General features: G+C 34.7%; 18 protein-coding genes. 14 read left to right on the top strand and 4 right to left on the bottom strand.

The window, feature by feature from the left end:
• Nucleotides 1-18: 18 nt before the first annotated feature.
• Together C4H12_RS13865 and C4H12_RS13860 are read right to left on the bottom strand one after the other, a co-directional pair.
• Nucleotides 19-411, bottom strand: a complete 393-nt coding sequence (locus C4H12_RS13865) for a transposase (RefSeq protein ID WP_254424826.1) — start codon at nt 409-411, stop codon at nt 19-21.
• A 28-nt stretch (nt 412-439) separates the two neighbouring features.
• Nucleotides 440-850 carry a transposase gene (locus C4H12_RS13860; protein ID WP_254424825.1) on the bottom strand — a complete coding sequence of 137 codons (411 nt, stop codon included), beginning with the start codon at nt 848-850 and terminating at the stop codon, nt 440-442.
• A 157-nt stretch (nt 851-1,007) separates the two neighbouring features.
• Here C4H12_RS13860 and C4H12_RS05715 point away from each other — a divergent pair, with 157 nt between their 5' ends.
• From C4H12_RS05715 to C4H12_RS05700, 3 genes are all read left to right on the top strand, one after another.
• Nucleotides 1,008-3,056, top strand: coding sequence for a hypothetical protein (locus C4H12_RS05715; RefSeq protein ID WP_106098060.1), 2,049 nt, complete (start codon nt 1,008-1,010; stop codon nt 3,054-3,056).
• On the top strand, nt 3,050-3,580 hold the full coding sequence (locus C4H12_RS05710; RefSeq protein ID WP_106098059.1) for a DUF3828 domain-containing protein: 531 nt from the start codon (nt 3,050-3,052) through the stop codon (nt 3,578-3,580). Before C4H12_RS05715 ends, C4H12_RS05710 begins: the two co-directional genes overlap by 7 nt.
• A 223-nt stretch (nt 3,581-3,803) precedes the next feature.
• The gene (locus C4H12_RS05700) at nt 3,804-4,091 is read left to right on the top strand and encodes a hypothetical protein (RefSeq protein WP_106098057.1); all 288 of its coding nucleotides are present in this window, start codon (nt 3,804-3,806) and stop codon (nt 4,089-4,091) included.
• 319 nt (nt 4,092-4,410) lie between these two features.
• On the opposite strand, the gene C4H12_RS13855 is transcribed toward C4H12_RS05700, so the two are convergent.
• Nucleotides 4,411-4,647 carry a hypothetical protein gene (locus C4H12_RS13855; protein ID WP_254424824.1) on the bottom strand — a complete coding sequence of 79 codons (237 nt, stop codon included), beginning with the start codon at nt 4,645-4,647 and terminating at the stop codon, nt 4,411-4,413.
• 96 nt (nt 4,648-4,743) lie between these two features.
• On the bottom strand, nt 4,744-4,956 hold the full coding sequence (locus C4H12_RS13850) for a hypothetical protein (RefSeq protein WP_254424823.1): 213 nt from the start codon (nt 4,954-4,956) through the stop codon (nt 4,744-4,746).
• Nucleotides 4,957-5,211: 255 nt separating this feature from the next.
• On the opposite strand from C4H12_RS13850, the gene C4H12_RS05690 reads away from it, so the two are divergent.
• The 11 genes from C4H12_RS05690 (at nt 5,212) to C4H12_RS13845 (ending at nt 16,874) form a co-directional block, all read left to right on the top strand.
• Nucleotides 5,212-6,276, top strand: coding sequence for a PKD domain-containing protein (locus C4H12_RS05690; protein WP_106098056.1), 1,065 nt, complete (start codon nt 5,212-5,214; stop codon nt 6,274-6,276).
• Nucleotides 6,277-6,303: 27 nt separating this feature from the next.
• On the top strand, nt 6,304-7,032 hold the full coding sequence (locus tag C4H12_RS05685; protein WP_106098055.1) for a DUF4280 domain-containing protein: 729 nt from the start codon (nt 6,304-6,306) through the stop codon (nt 7,030-7,032).
• Between the two features lie 5 nt (nt 7,033-7,037).
• Complete coding sequence (locus C4H12_RS05680; RefSeq protein WP_106098054.1) at nt 7,038-7,817, top strand: hypothetical protein; 780 nt, start codon at nt 7,038-7,040, stop codon at nt 7,815-7,817.
• A gap of 1 nt (nt 7,818) precedes the next feature.
• Complete coding sequence (locus C4H12_RS05675) at nt 7,819-8,274, top strand: hypothetical protein (RefSeq protein ID WP_129588212.1); 456 nt, start codon at nt 7,819-7,821, stop codon at nt 8,272-8,274.
• 25 nt (nt 8,275-8,299) lie between these two features.
• The gene (locus C4H12_RS05670; RefSeq protein ID WP_106098052.1) at nt 8,300-10,768 is read left to right on the top strand and encodes an AAA family ATPase; all 2,469 of its coding nucleotides are present in this window, start codon (nt 8,300-8,302) and stop codon (nt 10,766-10,768) included.
• A 101-nt stretch (nt 10,769-10,869) separates the two neighbouring features.
• Complete coding sequence (locus C4H12_RS05665; RefSeq protein WP_106098051.1) at nt 10,870-11,511, top strand: C40 family peptidase; 642 nt, start codon at nt 10,870-10,872, stop codon at nt 11,509-11,511.
• A complete protein-coding gene (locus C4H12_RS05660; protein WP_106098050.1) occupies nt 11,511-12,470 on the top strand; it encodes a type VI secretion system baseplate subunit TssG in 960 nt (319 codons plus the stop codon). The genes C4H12_RS05665 and C4H12_RS05660 overlap by 1 nt, the downstream gene beginning before the upstream one ends.
• Before the next feature lie 14 nt (nt 12,471-12,484).
• Nucleotides 12,485-13,423 (top strand): TssN family type VI secretion system protein, encoded by a 939-nt coding sequence (locus C4H12_RS05655; RefSeq protein WP_129588211.1) that lies wholly within the window; start codon nt 12,485-12,487, stop codon nt 13,421-13,423.
• Nucleotides 13,424-13,446: 23 nt separating this feature from the next.
• Nucleotides 13,447-14,454 (top strand): LysM peptidoglycan-binding domain-containing protein, encoded by a 1,008-nt coding sequence (locus tag C4H12_RS05650; RefSeq protein WP_106098048.1) that lies wholly within the window; start codon nt 13,447-13,449, stop codon nt 14,452-14,454.
• Between the two features lie 4 nt (nt 14,455-14,458).
• A complete protein-coding gene (locus C4H12_RS13770; RefSeq protein ID WP_217352121.1) occupies nt 14,459-16,390 on the top strand; it encodes a hypothetical protein in 1,932 nt (643 codons plus the stop codon).
• Nucleotides 16,347-16,874 (top strand): hypothetical protein, encoded by a 528-nt coding sequence (locus tag C4H12_RS13845; protein ID WP_106098047.1) that lies wholly within the window; start codon nt 16,347-16,349, stop codon nt 16,872-16,874. Before C4H12_RS13770 ends, C4H12_RS13845 begins: the two co-directional genes overlap by 44 nt.
• Nucleotides 16,875-16,956 lie beyond the last annotated feature (82 nt).

Genomic DNA, 16,956 nt, shown 5'->3' with positions numbered 1-16,956 from the left:
CTTTATTTTTAAACGTGTTTAAACTTTTTTGAGGAACTTGGATATAAACCCTAATAAGAGCATTCCAATCCAAGTTACATCAAGATACTCATATCTCATTATCAAACCTTTATATCCGTCAAGCCAACCATTTGCTTGTTCAATCTTAAACCTATTTTTGTACAATTCTTCATCAAAATAAACATCTGGTTGCTTTCCATTTCGGGGATTAGGTTTAATATTTGCTATAATTTCTTTGCTTTCTAAAAACTCTCTAAGAGATTTGCTATCAAATCCTGCATCAGCATTGAGAAATAGACCTTTGTGTTCTATTCCTGCTTCTTCTAATAAAGCTAAGATTTCTTTTAGTACTTCTTCTATTTCATATAAGTCATTGTGATTTCCAGCTTTAGGACTCCTCATTGCTATCATTTGCCCTTTATTATCACACAAAAAAATACTATTTGTGGTTACGGATTTTTTTTCTTGCTTGATAGCCTATAGATTCTCCTTTTTGCCGACAATGTGTATGAGTACCATCCAATTGAACGCAAGACATATCTAACTTTCTTTTCTTCTTACTTAATAGATTCAACCATACTCGCTGAAAACTACCATCTTTACTCCATTTATTGAAGTAGTAGTAATAGACATTTTGCCAAGAGATTTCACCTTTTTCAAAATAGCTTTCAATTGGAAGTTCTCTCCATTGTACCCCTGTTTTTAATCTCTTGAGAATCAATAAAAATATTGAAGCTAAATCAAAATTACTTTTAAATCCTCTTTTTCCTACACTTAAAAAGGGAATAATCCATTTATTTATTGTATCTTTGTCCAAAGTTCCTGAATTTTGGTGTTTTTTCTCAAACACAAAATTACTAATTTTTGGGAACTTTTACTTTATTATAGGAAAAGTTTAAACAGCTTTACAAATAAAAAACCATACCAACAAAAAAATAACCATTAACCATTGCCCATAGAATAGTATTTTGTATCTTTGCCGAAAATTAAGAACACCACAATAAGCTATGCCCGACGAAAAGATAAAAATAACAAAAGGAACTCCCTCCCATACTTTAGGAGAAAGACTAAAATTTAAAGTGATAAACCCTATATCGAAAAATGAAGGATATTATCTATGGAACGTTTTTACGTACAATGATGAAGAAAAAGAATGGAAGCCTATAAGAACTACAAATGGCAAATCATATAAATTTGAATGCCATTTTGAAAAAGAGAGTAGTGATGGCGTTACTTTTCAAGTAAGAGTTTATAAGAATGACAAAAAGCCTAAAATAGAAGAAAATACACTTTTAGATTTTATTGAAGTTACCCCTCATAAACGTATTGAGAAAGCCCCTAAAATCATCTCAACACACTTCTTCCCTGAAGGAGAATACGATACTAACAACAAAGTCAGTGTTTATGATTCCCTCCATCTACGTGCTAAAACAGAAGGCTTAACAGGTAAGGAAATACAATTCCACGTGTGCCAAGAAGAAAACGGAAAAGAAATAGTAAAAGATACTGTTTCAGCTCGTGTAGACCATACCGATTACGCCACTACAAAAATAAAACTACCCATCGACACTATCAAAAGCATACTTACTAATAAAAACCAAGGAAACCAAAAAGATTACTACATTAAAGCCAGCTTTGGGCTTGATAAGAACGGAAAGAAATCAACAGGAGAGATTACCAAAACCTATTTTATTGATAAACAGGGCAACCCAATCGAGAAAATATCCATTGGTGATACTATACGTGTGTGCATTGACTCCAGAGGAGAAATAACGGATTATCTACGCTATACTATTTACGAAAAAGACAAGCGTACATCTGATGACCTTATCTTCCAAAGTCCTAAATTTAAACTCAACAACAACCACTTCTTTTGTAGAGAAATAGTAGTAACCAAAGAACTCTTTAACAAAGGTTACGGAGTCTCTCACGCTACCTTCGATTCTGATTATAATGTACAAGATTACTACATCAAAGTAGAGCGTTTTAGCGGGAGCGCAAACTCCAAAACCTTTGCAGTAACTTCCGATACCCTTAAAGTTCACTATGGCAAAAGCGCTGTAAAAGTAACGGTAGATGATAAGAAAGAAAAGCAATTACCTTTCTTAAAAGATATTTTTCTACCTGCACTTAAAATAGAAACAGCTAATAAAATCTCATTAGAAAAAGAACCTTTACATATAGCTATAGAAAAACAAACCTATCAAATACTTTCCTCAAAGAGTATTATGGATATAAAACAAGATGGTAGAGCAAGATATATTGATATACCTATTACAAGAATTGATAAAAATAGTATGTACATACACTTTTCCCTTTTTCATCTTGGAGAACGTAAATATGGCTATATTTATCCCATAATAAGCACTATGCCTAACACTGAAAAGGATTATAGAGATCATCAGCAAATAGAAAAGAGTCTTACGGGTAAAATCTTTGTTGATAGTAAAGAAAGAACAACACCTTTTGGTGATTTAGTATACAAAATCTATCCCACTACCACTTATATTGACTTTGAAATTACAATTACAAGTAAAATTGATAAAGATATTTATATAGATTTCTTCTATTCTGACTTTTCTTCAATAATAACTCCTACCACAGATGGATTAATATTTAAAATTAAACTACCCACTAAAAGATCTGGCTTTGATATTGATGCTGCAGTAGCACACTTAAATGCAGCAGCTAAGGAAAAATCTACTGGTTATTGCGCAAGATATGTCAGAGAAGCCATAGAAGCAGGAGGAATGAGTACAAATGGACGTCCTGATTATGCTTGTAAATATGGTCCTTTTTTACTGAGAAAGGGATTTGATCAAATAAATATAACAGACCCTAATGATTATACTCCTATCAAAGGGGATATTGTTGTTTTTGACACATACCCAGGTCAGCCAAAATATCCTGCTGGGCATATCCAAATGTACAATGGAGAGAAGTGGGTGTCAGATTTTGTGCAAAGACGTTTCTGGCCTGGTACTGCTTATGAAAATGATTATAAAAAGAGAAAAGAAGAAAAAAGAGAAATTAATTTTAAAATATTCAGATGGTAAAAATTTATTATTTTATTTCAGCGTGTTTATTGTTGTTTTCTTGCAATAATAACAATACCCAAGTATCATCTTCTGATGATATTAGAGATACTATTTCCTCTATCAAAAGAGATACCATAGTAGAAAAAGATACAATTGCACCAATTCAAGTGCCTAAAGAAGAAACTGATGAAGCTACAAAAATGATTTTAGAATTTTATGACAAGTATATCAGGCAGCAAGATAAAATGCCTTGTCTTGATAAAAGGGAGTTTTGTGAAGAAGAATTGATAAGAATTAAGAAAAAATATTTATCAAATAAATTAATAAAAAAAATAGAGCCCACTGAAGATAGAGATATGGATTTTATTGTAGATGCCCAAGATATTTTCATAGAATGGTTGGACTCTATTAAGGTAAAGAAGATAAATTCAAAAAGATATAATGTGTATCTTTTTAACTTTTATGATAACAGATATGATAGCATACAATTAAAAGTTGCTAAAAAGAAAGACAGGTACATCATTGATGATATTATATTTTAAAATATTCAGATGGTAAAGATTTATTATTTTATTTCAGCGTGTTTATTGTTGTTTTCTTGTAACAATAATAATAAAGAGGGCAATGTCAATGATACAATAAATGACACAATAGTAGAGAGACTAAATAATCCTCTTGCAGGTAAAAAGTTTTATTACTTAGAGAAAGATAAAACAGGAACTCTAAATATTAAAAAAATATCCTCAGTTTGAAGGTGATTTTGAGATGCAGAAAATTGTATTTACAGATACAATGCTCATTGATGGTTGGAATGTTATGAAACCATATGAGTGGAATATAGTAAAAATTGCTAACAAATCTCCAGAATTGATATATTATGTTGAGATGGGAGATGTTGAAACCGATGATAGTTCACGCGACACATTATATTTTCGGTATGATAATGAAACAGGTTTTTTATACAATATACTGGAAAATACAACACTCATTTTAATAGATTCTTTACATAGTGATAAAGTTAAGACAAAGAAAGTCAAGGTAAAAGATGATTGATCAAAATAATTAGGCATATCTGTAATATAGATTATTACAGTCCTACTTGAAGAATTTGAGAAAAAAACTATAGAGATTGCTAAAAATATAATTTACCCATATCATTTTAAAAAATATGAATATGAGAGTAATGAATAACTGTATTTTTTTAGAAGGTAAACGTGTTTAAACTTTTTTGAGGAACTTGGATATAAACCCTAATAAGAGCATTCCAATCCAAGTTACATCAAGATACTCATATCTCATTATCAAACCTTTATATCCGTCAAGCCAACCATTTGCTTGTTCAATCTTAAACCTATTTTTGTACAATTCTTCATCAAAATAAACTTCCTGCTTCTTCTAATAAAGCTAAGATTTCTTTTAGTACTTCTTCTATTTCATATAAGTCATTGTGATTTCCAGCTTTAGGACTCCCCATTGCTATAATTTGCCCTTTATTATCACACAAAAAAATACTATTGGTGGTTACAGCTTTTTTCCTTGCTTGATAACCTGCTGACGCTCCTTTTTGACGACAACGTGTATGACTACTATCCAATTGAACGCAAGACATATCTAACTTTCTTTTCTTCTTACTTAATAAATTCAACCATACTCGCTGAAAACTACCATCTTTACTCCATTTATTGAAGTAGTAGTAATAGACATTTTACCAAGAGATTTCACCTTTTTCAAAATAGCTTTCAATTGGAAGTTCTCTCCATTGTACCCCTGTTTTTAATCTCTTGAGAATCAATAAAAATATTGAAGCTAAATCAAAATTACTTTTAAATCCTCTTTTTCCTACACTTAAAAAGGAAATAATCCATTTATTTATTTGTATCTTTGCCCAAAGTTCCTGAATTTTTGTGTTTTTTCTCAAACACAAAATTACTAATTTTTGGGAACTTTTACTTCTCTAAAAAGTTTAAACAGCTTCAATATCAAATTGGTAAAACATTAGTAGTTTTGTTGTAAAACACAAAAAGATAAGAACGTCTAAAATGTTTTGTATCTCACTGATTGTCAGTAAATAATAAAATATATGTAAAAATATTTTGAAAAAACTTGTTTTTTATTTTGCAATACACGAAATTTTTAGTAATATTGCCGCGCAATTCATCAATTTTCCTGTTTTATGAAGAAAAGCGTGCTAAAATACTTCCCAAAACTCGATACTACAGTCTTTCTCACCTTTGGCGGGATACTTTTGCTCGGGCTCATAATCTTAATATACCAACTCAATCACCGCACAGACTGCACTGAAGCCAAATATATTATCCACACAGACGACTTCATCACTAAAAATCTCATTGAGTTCATCGATAACACCAAAGGAGCTACTTCTTGGAAGTGGGATTTTGGGGATGGCTCTGCCGTAGATTACAACCAAAACGCACTTCACTCTTACAACAAAGCAGGACAATACATCGTTACCCTTACCATCAACAACACTTGCAGTTTTCAAAAAATAGTAACTATCACAGACCCTGATGCCGATTCAGGCTATTTGCCTGTTATCATCGCCCCCAATGTAGCCTTTGAGGGGGATACCATCAAGTTTAACGCCCGCAAAGAAGGTGGCATTTCTTTTGAGTGGAGCTTTGGCGAGGGTGCTGGTACTGATGCCCTTGGTGAAAAAGTTACTTATAGCTTTAAAACCACTGGCAAAAAGACCGTTTCCTTGATTGTCAATGGCGATATAGAGCATATCGCCACTAAAACCATCTACATTGCCCCTAAACATATTGCTGCTAAAAAGAAAAGCGATGCATCCTCTTACGAATTTGAAAAACCTCATTCCGACTTTGAGTTGCCACGGGGTAAGGCTCAAAAAGACCCTTTAGTAGATTTTATTGGACACCTACCTGTAACCCCTGCACCCAAAAAGGAGAAAGACAGTATTCCTTCCCCTAAAAAAGCACCAGATATCTCAGTAGAACAGTTCCAACTCTTGCTGGGTCAAGTAGCCGCACAATCTAAGACAAAAGACGATTTTAAAGAGTATCTCTGTGGTAATTTCAGTACTCCTGTGGTGGTAAACGACCAGAAACTCGTGCCCTTTGAACAGCTTTGTAGGGATATTGCAGGCAAGAAAATCAAAATCTCCACAATGCGCCTACAAAAAGATACTAAAAACTGCATTCAGAATATCCATATCTACTATAAAGTCAAAAAATGGGGCGTATGGATAAAGGAATAAAAATCAAACTACTAAAAATACAGCAAAATGGCACAGAAACATTTAGTATGTCAAGGGGCAACCTGCCAATGTCAATTTGGCAATGCTCCCGATAAGTTAAAGGTACTTACACAGACCAAGGCATTCATCAATGAGGAAGAGCCACAAGAGAAATTGGTAGCTACAACTGCGGATATAGGAGCTACTTTTGAGAAAAACACCTTTGGACTATGTCAGATGCAACCACTGCCAGGTGGGGGCTATAAACCCTGTCAGGCAATGGTAACTCAGTGGAGTGGTGCTTATGAGAATGTTACCTATGAGGAAAACAATGGGCACCCCCTTTTAGAGGACAGCAAAGCCACCTGCCCCATAGGTGGCAAAGACTGCATCAGCATCATCAACCACGGACAAGTCTCTGAGATAACAAACCGCAATCTACATAGTGCTGACCCTATTAAAATGGATATGATCAATCCTTTTATGGATTTTAGTAAGTTTGTAAATGATATACTTACCAAACCAGATATTACAGAAGCCTATTTCACAGATTTACAAGGTAATAAAATAGAACTTGGAGAAGATGAGCAAGATATTTATTTAGTAATTGAAGGCAAAAATCTATTAGGACTAACAATGGATTTTAACCTCAACAATAAAGATCTTGACTTCAAATATAAGGACAACATCTTAGAAAATGACACATTAAAAGATTACACCTTTACAAATGACACTCAAGAACAAATACCGCTAACCGTTATAAACACTAAAAAATAACTCCTATGGCAACAATAACAATTACACTTAGAGAAACAGGCAAATCCGTAACAGCTACCCTGAGAGCTGCAGGAGGAACGTCTCCTATAAAGTTAGTTATAACCACTGAAATAACAGGATATACTTGTTTATTTATCTATGGAGATGTTGCTGAATTAAAGTATGAATCAATAGTTGTCCCAACTTATAAAATGAATGTAGTAAAAGAAGGAAAAATTATTGCATCATACAATGTTACAAGAGATTCTTGGTACTCAAGAGGAGTAAAAGAAGACGGTACTATAGCATTATCTAATAGATGTTTTGAACCTGCTGACGAGAAAGTCAACTTATACGCTACTGTTCCTACAGCATACCCTCCCAGCGCAGGAGTAGATGCATTTGCACTAAGACAACATAATTCAGAGGAACTAAATGCTGTACCTCATACTAAAAGGATGCAAACTTTTGTGAATGGGGAAAATATTGATGACTATAGAAAAAACTTATCCATAGCTAAAGGGGTTATGATACATATAGGAGGTTGGTTCAAGGGTGCTGAAGGAAATAAATTAGCAGGTTCTTATGGATGTTTTGGAATTGTTCCAAAAGTTCAAATAAGTACTACAGCAGCAGAAGCCGAAAGAGTAAGGAAAGGCAGTTTATACCAAAATTATGAGCCTGCAAACAAGGCATACAAAACAGCAATAAAATATATTGTAGGACAAGCAGAAGGGAGAGCTATACAAGTGGTTGTTGAGAAAAGAGGTAAAGTAGAAGAATTAAGAACCTTAAAAAATCAATAAGATGAGGAAAATTATAAATTTAGTAGCAATCACTTTGTTGTTTATTAGTTGCAACAACACTTCTAAGAGATTAGAGATGCTAAAAGAAAATATATTTATTTATGAAAGAGAAAGAGTTTTTGAGAAAAAAAATATTACAGTTGAACAATCAAAAATAGAAATGATAAGAGGAACTAAATATGTTGTTGAAGAAAAAGTTATTTACGATAGTTTAGGTATTTTGCAAATATATGATGGTGCTGCAGAGGGTTTTATTATTCACACAAGAAATAAAAGTGATGGAAATATTATATTCAAAAATAGGGGGTATAGTAATAAAATATTAATAAATAGAAAACTGGATTGTCTTATAGACGGAAAAGATACAATTAGGAACTTTGAAGTGTTTTTAAAAGATAGGCTTATAATGGTCTATCCTAAAGAAGATGATAGAATTTATGTATACAAATTTAAATAATTAATATATCTTATTTTAAAACCCTATGCAACAAAAGCCCTATACTCAGGAAGTCCAAAAAGCCCTTCAAATAGCCCAAAAGATAGGCAAGGAGCATATCCACGCTCATTACTCAGGAGCGCATTTGCTGAAAGCAATGCTCAACCGCGATTTGTCTTTGCTTAAAAGTTTAGAGGCAAAGGGTATTGATGTGTTTTACTTAGAGGAATGGGCAGAAGTGCGTCTTGAGGAACTTCCTAAATCTACACACACTTATAGCTGCGAACCCGATGAGGTGATTGATACCATCTTCACAGAGGCTAATGAAGTCGCCGAAAGCCTCTTAGAGGAAGAAATAAGCCTCTTTGCGGTAATAGTAGCAATCAGCAGTCCAGGGGTAGCTTTTAGCTTTGACCAAATGAAGACCTTTCCCGTCTCTCGTGCTGAACTCCTGAAAGACCAAACCGTAAGCGGTACCATCTTCTCTAACAACACTCCTAACGAACCCTCAGCAAAAAAGAAAAACAACTTCTTACAAAAATACTGCATCCACAAAAACGCACAGGTAAAACCTCAAAAAGAAAAAGACCTTTTAGTAGGGCGCGATACTGAAATCAACAAAATCATTGAAATACTTTGCCGTTTTAACAAGCCTAATGTGCTGATTATCGGTGATTCGGGAGTAGGTAAAACAGCGGTTTTAGAGGGGTTTGTCCAGAAAGTGGTATGGCAGCAAATCCCAGAACTGCTCGCGGGCTTAGAAGTCTTCGAGTTGGATATGGGGGCTATCGTGGCTGGGGCTTCTTATAAGGGCGAGATTGAAGACCGCTTAAAGAACATCGCCCAAGAACTTAAAGCTCTCCCAAAAGCGGTGCTTATTATTGAAGAAATCCACTCTATTTTGGGCGGACAAGGTTCAGACTCCTCTATTGCAAACTTGCTGAAAAGCGAACTCTCCAAAGGCTTACGGCTTATTGCGACCTCTACCATTGAGGAATACACCAAAAAGATAGAAAAAGAACAGGGACTATCGGGTATGTTTGAACTTTTAAGGTTAGAAGAAAGCGATGACGACACTCATTTTAGGATGCTCAAACAAGCTTTAGCCGACTATCAAAAGCACCATAACATCAGCATTGACGACCTGACCATTAAAGAAGCGATTCGCCTTTCCAAGCGTTTTATGAAGGAACGCAGTTTGCCTGCTTCGGCAATTGACCTGATAGACCAGACAATGGCATCGCTTAAAACAGCAGGGGAGTCATTCTTAAAAGAACGCAACTATTTTATAGGCAAAGTATTGGAGCTAAGAGAAAACAAAAAGCTCCTCAGCGAAAAAGACCGCCAATTGCTGGCTCAGTGGCTTTATAAAGACCTATGCCAAAAACTGCAAAACCTCAGTGGCTCAGAGAGTGAAACACAGAACGAGCATAATCCCATTGAAAACACCTCTACTGATGAACTTCTCAACCTATGCCGCAGTCTTATTGATCGCATCGAAGCCATAGCGAAGGAAAAGCGAAGCCATATCACTGAATACGACCTTGCTTTTATCATCTCTCAAAAGACCAACATTCCTATTGGCAAGCTTAAAGAAGAGGAAAAGCAGCGGCTCAATGATATGGAAAACGTATTAGCCCAGCGGGTAGTAGGGCAAGACCACGCCATTGAGATTGTCTCTGAGGCTATCTTGGAAAGTCGTTCAGGCTTAAATAAGGCAGGACAGCCTATTGGTTCTTTCTTCTTTTTAGGTCCCACAGGTACGGGGAAGACAGAGCTTGCTAAGTCGTTGGCTGAGTTTCTATTCCAAGATGAGAATGCGATTATCCGCTTTGATATGTCTGAGTTCAAGGAAGAGCACTCCGCTGCTTTACTTTATGGCGCACCACCAGGTTATGTAGGCTATGAAGAGGGTGGCTTGTTAGTCAATAAAATACGCCAAAAGCCTTATGCCATCGTGCTTTTTGATGAAATTGAAAAGGCGCATAGCTCGGTATTTGACGTCTTCTTACAGATAATGGATGAGGGTAAGCTTCACGATCGCTTGGGCAAAGAGGGTGATTTTTCTAATGCTATTGTGCTCTTCACTTCCAATATAGGCTCTGAGTTTATCGTACAGTCTTTTGAAAAGGGAAATATCCCTACTTCTTCTGAGCTTTTAGAGCGTATGAGTGGTTATTTCCGTCCTGAGTTCTTAGGGCGACTTACCGAAACGATACCCTTTGCCCCTATCAGCAAGGGGAATGCGCTTAAAATCTTTGAGATACACTTAAAGAAAGAGCTGTTGGACTTGGTAAAGAATATCAACATACAGTTAGAAATCACCGATACTGCCAAAGAACAGCTTTCAGAAGAGGGCTATGATATCAAATACGGGGCACGTCCTTTAAAGGGCGTCATCCGTGCCAAACTACGTCGTCCCTTAGCCAAAAAGATTATCGCAGGAGAGTTTAAAGAAGGCGATAGCATCATAGCGGATTGGCAGGACGGGAAAATCGTGTGGAACAGAAAATAAATGAAAATAATTGAAGTAAATAACATCTATTTTCAAAAATATTTTATATCTTTACCCCGCGTAAAGGTCTTAGAAAGAACTTAATAAGAACAAAAACCGCAATGACCTATAAGAGACTCATTTACATATCAGCACTCATCTTTACAGCCGCTTGCTCAACAGGTAAGTACATTCGTGAGGTGCCCTATCATTATTCTACGGATAGCTTTCGCAAAGCCGCGCAAGCTCATAAGGACAGTATAGACGCCAAATACACAGAAAGCAATTACAAGGATGAGCAGCTTTCAGATGAGGAAATACGGCTTAAAGAGAAGTATTCCATCATCTTAAAGATGATGCCACAGGATATACGCAATTATCCCTTATACGCTTATATTGATGCTTGGATAGGTACGCCTTACAAGCCGCAGAGCTTGGATAAGAAAACAGGCGTTGATGCTTCTTACTTTGTACAAGCACTATTTAGTGATGTTTACAAAGAGACTTTTCCTAAAACTGCTGATGGTATATTCCGCTCTAAATCTTTACAGCTCTTTACAGGAAGGGATTTTTTAAAAGAAGGTGATATATTGTTTTTCAGATATTCCAAAGAACAACCTATCTCAGATGTGGGGATATACCTACACAACGACCGTATCTTAGCCTGCACTGAGGAAGGGTTAAATATCTATGATTTTAACGACCCTTATTTTCAGTTGCGCTATGTAGCTGCTGGGAGACTAAAACAAGAGCAAAAAAAGTAATGGCAACAGACTTAGAACATATCGCCCAAGAAATCACTGCTTTGAAATACGACATCAAGGCAGAAGTCCTTGTCAGTGACCTGATACAACACAAACATATCAAAGAAAACCAGTGTATTGTAGAGAAAGAAGGGCAGTTTTCACGCAGTTATCGCTTTGATGTGTTGGATGCTTCTGTAAAGGACTATCTCTACGATGCTACTCAGATGCTTTACATAAGTCTCTCCCGTGATAGTCTGTATGATACCTTACCAGAAGGAATGGTACACAGCAAGAATGCAGATACCTCAAAGAAAGGTATAGAGACAATGGTTAAGGAGTATCGCCAGCAGAAGGAGGAAGAAAAAGCAGCGAGATTATTCTTTGCGCCTTTGGAGAATGAGCTGTTTCAATTCAATGTACAAACTGAAATCTTTGAGAGTTCGTTCTTAAAAGAAATCAATAGCACCCTTGCTCCTGATGTACTGTACACCCTATGGAATGTCCCTATGAGCTTTGAGCCAGTATTAGCCTTAAAGTTTATCAGCATATTACCCTATGCACATAAGATTATAGGCGACCTTGATAAGACTTGCGAGGTACTATCACTGCTTATTGGTGAAGAGGTCAAGGTAAATATCAGAGAATATGGCAACTATGCAGATACTGCCCAAGATACCCTACTTGGGAGTTGCTATTTAGGCTTGGATACGATTGCAGGTACTGATTATACAGATTACACCAAGCATTTGGACTTGCAAATAGGTCCTTTGCAGCAAACTGAGTTACCTGAGTACCTACATCAAGGAGCTATTAAGGAGCTTTTGGCGTTTTTCTATAGACACTTTTTCCCTATGGAGGTAGAGGTAACCACAGAGGTGCTACTGCCCAAGGAAAAGCAGTCATCAACCCTAAATGCAACAGAAAGTCCCTCCTATTTGGGATACAATACTTACCTAACAGAAATTAAAGCAGATTAATATTACAATATACTATGAACCATATAAAGAAATACTTTGGACACTTACTTGACCCGCAATTGATTATCATTGTGCTGGTTATCATAATGGGCTGCGTCGCCTTAAAGATGTTTTTTGCCTCAAAGGTAGATGGTTTTAAGGAAAAGTATAAAACCAAGTTCTATATCTATATAAGTGCAGCCGTATTTGTTTATGCAGTTGTATCTCTGATGGGCTATAGCCGCCTTTTTATAGACAACAACCTATATGAGTTTATCTTTTATCAGATAGCTTCATTAGGACTGGGAATACTCCACTGCTTTTTATACCGCTACTACTTTAAGAAGTTTGAGTCAAAAGAGGCACTCACAGAGTATCTCTTTGCTATCCTGATAGTAGCTTTTGCAAGCATTCCATTCTTGCTTATTTATTCTTTCCTCAATGATGTAATCTTTGCTTATTGGATGTTGATGCATTTCTTGTGGTTTTTTGTACCTACCTTGCTTAATGACAGTTTTAACAGAGCTATCAGCATACCTCCTGTGGAGTACGAGTCTTGGCAGTTCCCTGCTGATTACAAACAAAGAGGAAGTATCAAGGATGAGGAAATGCGTGATTTGGTACTCATCTCTTTAGTAGTAAAGAAGGAAGAAACAGATGAGAATTTCAGTTCTTTTAGAGCTAAAGCACCCTCACGTATTGATTTTGGGAGACTTTTCTACAGTTTTGTATTAGACTACAACGAAAAACACTTTAATGAACCCATACAAACAGAAGATGACAATGGCTTGTGTCATTGGATATTCTATTTGCAACCTAAATGGTATGAGAAAACGCGGTTTATTATCCCTGATGGCACACTTCTTTCCAATAACATCGTTGAGAACAGTGTAATATTCTGTATACGAAAAGAAGGCGTAGACAATAAACTTAAAGAAGAGGAGGAAGAGGAAGAAACCTATGAATTTCAATAGTATAACCCTAAAATGATACGCTTATGAGTAGAATATACAAGGTAAAGAAAGGGGATACCTTACAGTTGATTGCTGAGAAGCTTCAAATCTCAGTAAATGACTTACGGCATTATCACAATATGCGTTGTGAGTTATGGGAACTATTGGAACAAAAGCTAACCTCTAAGACAGAGCGCATTATAGTTCCTTCAGAAGAAGAACTCGCTATTTTGCAAGGACATCAAAAGGCTGTACAAAAAGAATTAGAGCGTCCTTCCCGTTATTTGGATAAGAAGTTTTATGCAAAGGACTATAAAGTAAAAGAAGTAGTCATCACCTCAGATAAGGAAGTAAAAACAGATTATTCCCTTTCTTTGCAGATGGAGAAAGCAGAGAAAGGGTGGAGTATGATTGTAAATACAACTTATGAGGAAGCTGATACCAAATTCACCGAGTTAGCAACGGCTTGTATGCAGGCGATGCAACCATTAAAGTACCATCTATCTATAAATGGAGGTATCACAGATATAGAAAACCACCGAGAAATCATTGAGCGATTTAGGCAAAAACGTACTGATATAGAAGGTTATTTTGAAGGAAAATTAACCAAAAGCTATACCAATGCTTTCTATGAAAAACTGATAGATAAGGAATATATGATAGAACGCTTACAGATGTCGTTCTTAAATCAGGTACTCTTTCCTCGTATGGAGTGGTTTCATAAGGACAATGAAAAGTGGGAAGAGGAGTTTTGCCCTGTGCAGGGCAGTGCTTTTATTCCTTATGAGTTAGAAGCAGAAGTGGTATTTGAAAAAGAGGAAATTGTAACAATTGTAAAGGGTGAGTTAAAGAGGAATTATAACCTATGGGATTTGTTGGACGGTATTAGAGCTATAGATGATATAACTCCCATTAGAAGTAGTTTTGAAATTACATATAGAACCCAAAGAGATACACAGCAACTTCTCAAAATAGATGCAGAGATAACGCTCTATAATGAAGGAAAATTGTATAGAAAGAATAGTATCAATCTAAAATCTATAAAACACTAAAAATATGCCAGACAAAATAGCAATTACATTCGATGAAAAAAATAAGCCAACAACCAAAGGAGGAACTTTTTACGTTACCATAAATGACGAAAAAACTTCTAAAAGATATAGATGGTGTATCTATAAGAAGGGAAATGGTAATCCTTTTATTAATGAGATAAAAGAAGATAAAAAACCATTGAAACCAATGAAATTTGGATCTTTTGGAAAAGACGGAGGTACATTTATCATTAAAATATATGATATTGAAAAAGTAAAAGAAAAAAAAAATTCTGAGCTAAGTAATTTCTCAGAAGAGGCTTCTCTTGAAATAGAGATTAAAAAAGAAGAAGAAAAGGTAACAACAAGGCATAATATAGAACCTAAAATTTTAGAAGTACACCTTATGAAAGAGGGTGAAGGTAGTATAACAAAAGTAAGTTATCAAGACACTTTGATTGCTTTTGCAAAAACACAAGGATTACAGGGAAAAAAGATACATTTTCATCTATGGGAAAATGATAAACAAGAAAATGATTCAAAACATAGTTATTCAACTAAAGAATTTTCGGCTGAAGTTGAAGCTGATAACATAGCAAGGTTAAGAATCCCCTTAATAACCCATCAGAAAACATTACAATATCTTGCAAATCGTTATTTACCACAAGGAGCAAATGGTGAAGGTACAGAACACGAGTTTTGTGTAACTGCAAGTTTTGGAATTTTAGAAAAACATAGTAATGAGGTTCAGGTAAAAAGAGAAATACAAAAGGCTTATTTTGTTGATAAGGATAAAAATAAAATCACTAAAATAGAAGTTGGAGATGTCATTCAAGTATGTATAGAGTCTACAGGTATGATAGGAGCTGCCGTCAAGTATACTATTTGGGAGAAAGATGGTAAAACAAAAAAGGAAAGAATGGAAGAAGACGATCCTGTATATCAAAGTGGTCTTTTCTATTTATGGGAAGATCAATATTATTGTAATAAAATAACAGTTGATAAAGAATTTTTTGAACGAGGTAAGTATCTCTGGGAAGGAGATTCTGAAAGTCAGAACTACTCCATAGAGGTACATACTTTTAGAGATAGCAAGAAAAGTAAACCTTTTGAACTTGTATATGAAGATGTAGAAGTCAAATATGGTAAAAGCCCTGTAAAAGTAGAGGTTGGAGAAGTAAAGAAGGAAGAAAAGAAAGAAGAAAAGAAAGAAGAAAAGAAAGAAGAACCATTAGAAGAAGGGGCTTGCCCATATTGTCATAAAAAGCATATTGATTTACGTAGTAAGATAAAATTTAAACCTCAAGGAAAAGGGAACTTAAATTGTAATCTAACTTGTAGAGAAATTTTAAGCGGTATAAAGGAAGTGAAAAAAGATGAAGATGAAAACAAACAAGTCGTAACAACAACAGTAATTATGCCAGAAGGAGCTGGAATAGAATCTAAAGCTTATCCTAATAATAAATGGTATGAGTGTGAGTTTCAGTTAGCTGATGAAAACAAAGAACGAAATAAATTAATTTTTAGAGATATAGAAAAAATAAATAAAGCTTATGAATATTTAGATAAATCCTTGGAACATGGACTTCCTGTTATGGTTGGTGTGAATCATACATTTAATTATAAACCGAAGGATAAAATAGATAAAGAAGGTAAAAAATACAAAGATTACATCAATGAAACCACAACAGATCATTATGTTGTTATAGTAGGAAGAGAATGTGATAATGGTAGTATAAAATACAGATTTTGGGATGTAGGTTCTTCAAAAGGAGATAACGATTGGTTTTTTGAAAAACAAGAAGATGGAATATTTACAGCCTCTAAAACACATAATTCAAAAGAATATACAATAACACAAATAAGACGAAATATAAGAAAAATAACAGAAGAAATAACAAACAAAAAAACAAATGAAAAAACAAAAAAAACAAAAAATAAAATTATTACTTATTAGTTTATTTTTAATAGGGACAGTGAGTTCTTGTGAAAATGTTGTTAATAATAACACTGAAAAAGATCCACTAAATGAATCATTAAGTATCGAATCTGATACCAAAATAAACAATCCACTAGCGAACAAAAAGTTTTATTATTTAGATAAAAAAGAGGAGAATGGGGAATTGAGGCTCTTAATATACCCATATCTTGAAGACGATTATGATATGGCTAAAATTATTTTTACTGACTCAATGCTTATTGATGGTTGGAATATTATGGAACCACATGAGTGGAAAATAGAAAGGGTTTCCCAACAAGATTCTCTTTTAATCTATTACTTACAAATGATGTATTATCCAGAAACTCAAGATACTTTTTATTTTAATTATAATGAAAAAAAAGGTATTTTATATAGAAAGGATAGAGATACGACTTATATTTTAATAGATTCTTTAAAGAGTAATAGTGTGAGAAAAGTAAAAGCAGAGTTGATACCATGATTTATATCTCAGTTATGTTCTAAAAAAAATAGAATCTATATTTCTATAAAAAACCTTACCTTTGCAACAAAATTAACAAGAT

Origin of the sequence: Capnocytophaga sp. oral taxon 878 (assembly GCF_002999135.1) — a bacterium.
Taxonomy (GTDB): domain Bacteria; phylum Bacteroidota; class Bacteroidia; order Flavobacteriales; family Flavobacteriaceae; genus Capnocytophaga.
This window is presented reverse-complemented; position numbering and strand designations above follow the sequence as displayed.

Coding starts and splice junctions, on each gene's coding strand:
- C4H12_RS13855 (WP_254424824.1), bottom strand. CDS start 4,647: ATGTCTTGCGTTCAATTGGATAGTAGTCATACACGTTGTCGTCAAAAA.
- C4H12_RS13865 (WP_254424826.1), bottom strand. CDS start 411: ATGATAGCAATGAGGAGTCCTAAAGCTGGAAATCACAATGACTTATAT.
- C4H12_RS05685 (WP_106098055.1), top strand. CDS start 6,304: ATGGCACAGAAACATTTAGTATGTCAAGGGGCAACCTGCCAATGTCAA.
- C4H12_RS05650 (WP_106098048.1), top strand. CDS start 13,447: ATGAGTAGAATATACAAGGTAAAGAAAGGGGATACCTTACAGTTGATT.
- C4H12_RS05655 (WP_129588211.1), top strand. CDS start 12,485: ATGAACCATATAAAGAAATACTTTGGACACTTACTTGACCCGCAATTG.
- C4H12_RS05670 (WP_106098052.1), top strand. CDS start 8,300: ATGCAACAAAAGCCCTATACTCAGGAAGTCCAAAAAGCCCTTCAAATA.
- C4H12_RS05665 (WP_106098051.1), top strand. CDS start 10,870: ATGACCTATAAGAGACTCATTTACATATCAGCACTCATCTTTACAGCC.
- C4H12_RS05680 (WP_106098054.1), top strand. CDS start 7,038: ATGGCAACAATAACAATTACACTTAGAGAAACAGGCAAATCCGTAACA.
- C4H12_RS05710 (WP_106098059.1), top strand. CDS start 3,050: ATGGTAAAAATTTATTATTTTATTTCAGCGTGTTTATTGTTGTTTTCT.
- C4H12_RS05715 (WP_106098060.1), top strand. CDS start 1,008: ATGCCCGACGAAAAGATAAAAATAACAAAAGGAACTCCCTCCCATACT.
- C4H12_RS13770 (WP_217352121.1), top strand. CDS start 14,459: ATGCCAGACAAAATAGCAATTACATTCGATGAAAAAAATAAGCCAACA.
- C4H12_RS05700 (WP_106098057.1), top strand. CDS start 3,804: ATGCAGAAAATTGTATTTACAGATACAATGCTCATTGATGGTTGGAAT.
- C4H12_RS05660 (WP_106098050.1), top strand. CDS start 11,511: ATGGCAACAGACTTAGAACATATCGCCCAAGAAATCACTGCTTTGAAA.
- C4H12_RS13845 (WP_106098047.1), top strand. CDS start 16,347: ATGAAAAAACAAAAAAAACAAAAAATAAAATTATTACTTATTAGTTTA.
- C4H12_RS05675 (WP_129588212.1), top strand. CDS start 7,819: ATGAGGAAAATTATAAATTTAGTAGCAATCACTTTGTTGTTTATTAGT.
- C4H12_RS05690 (WP_106098056.1), top strand. CDS start 5,212: ATGAAGAAAAGCGTGCTAAAATACTTCCCAAAACTCGATACTACAGTC.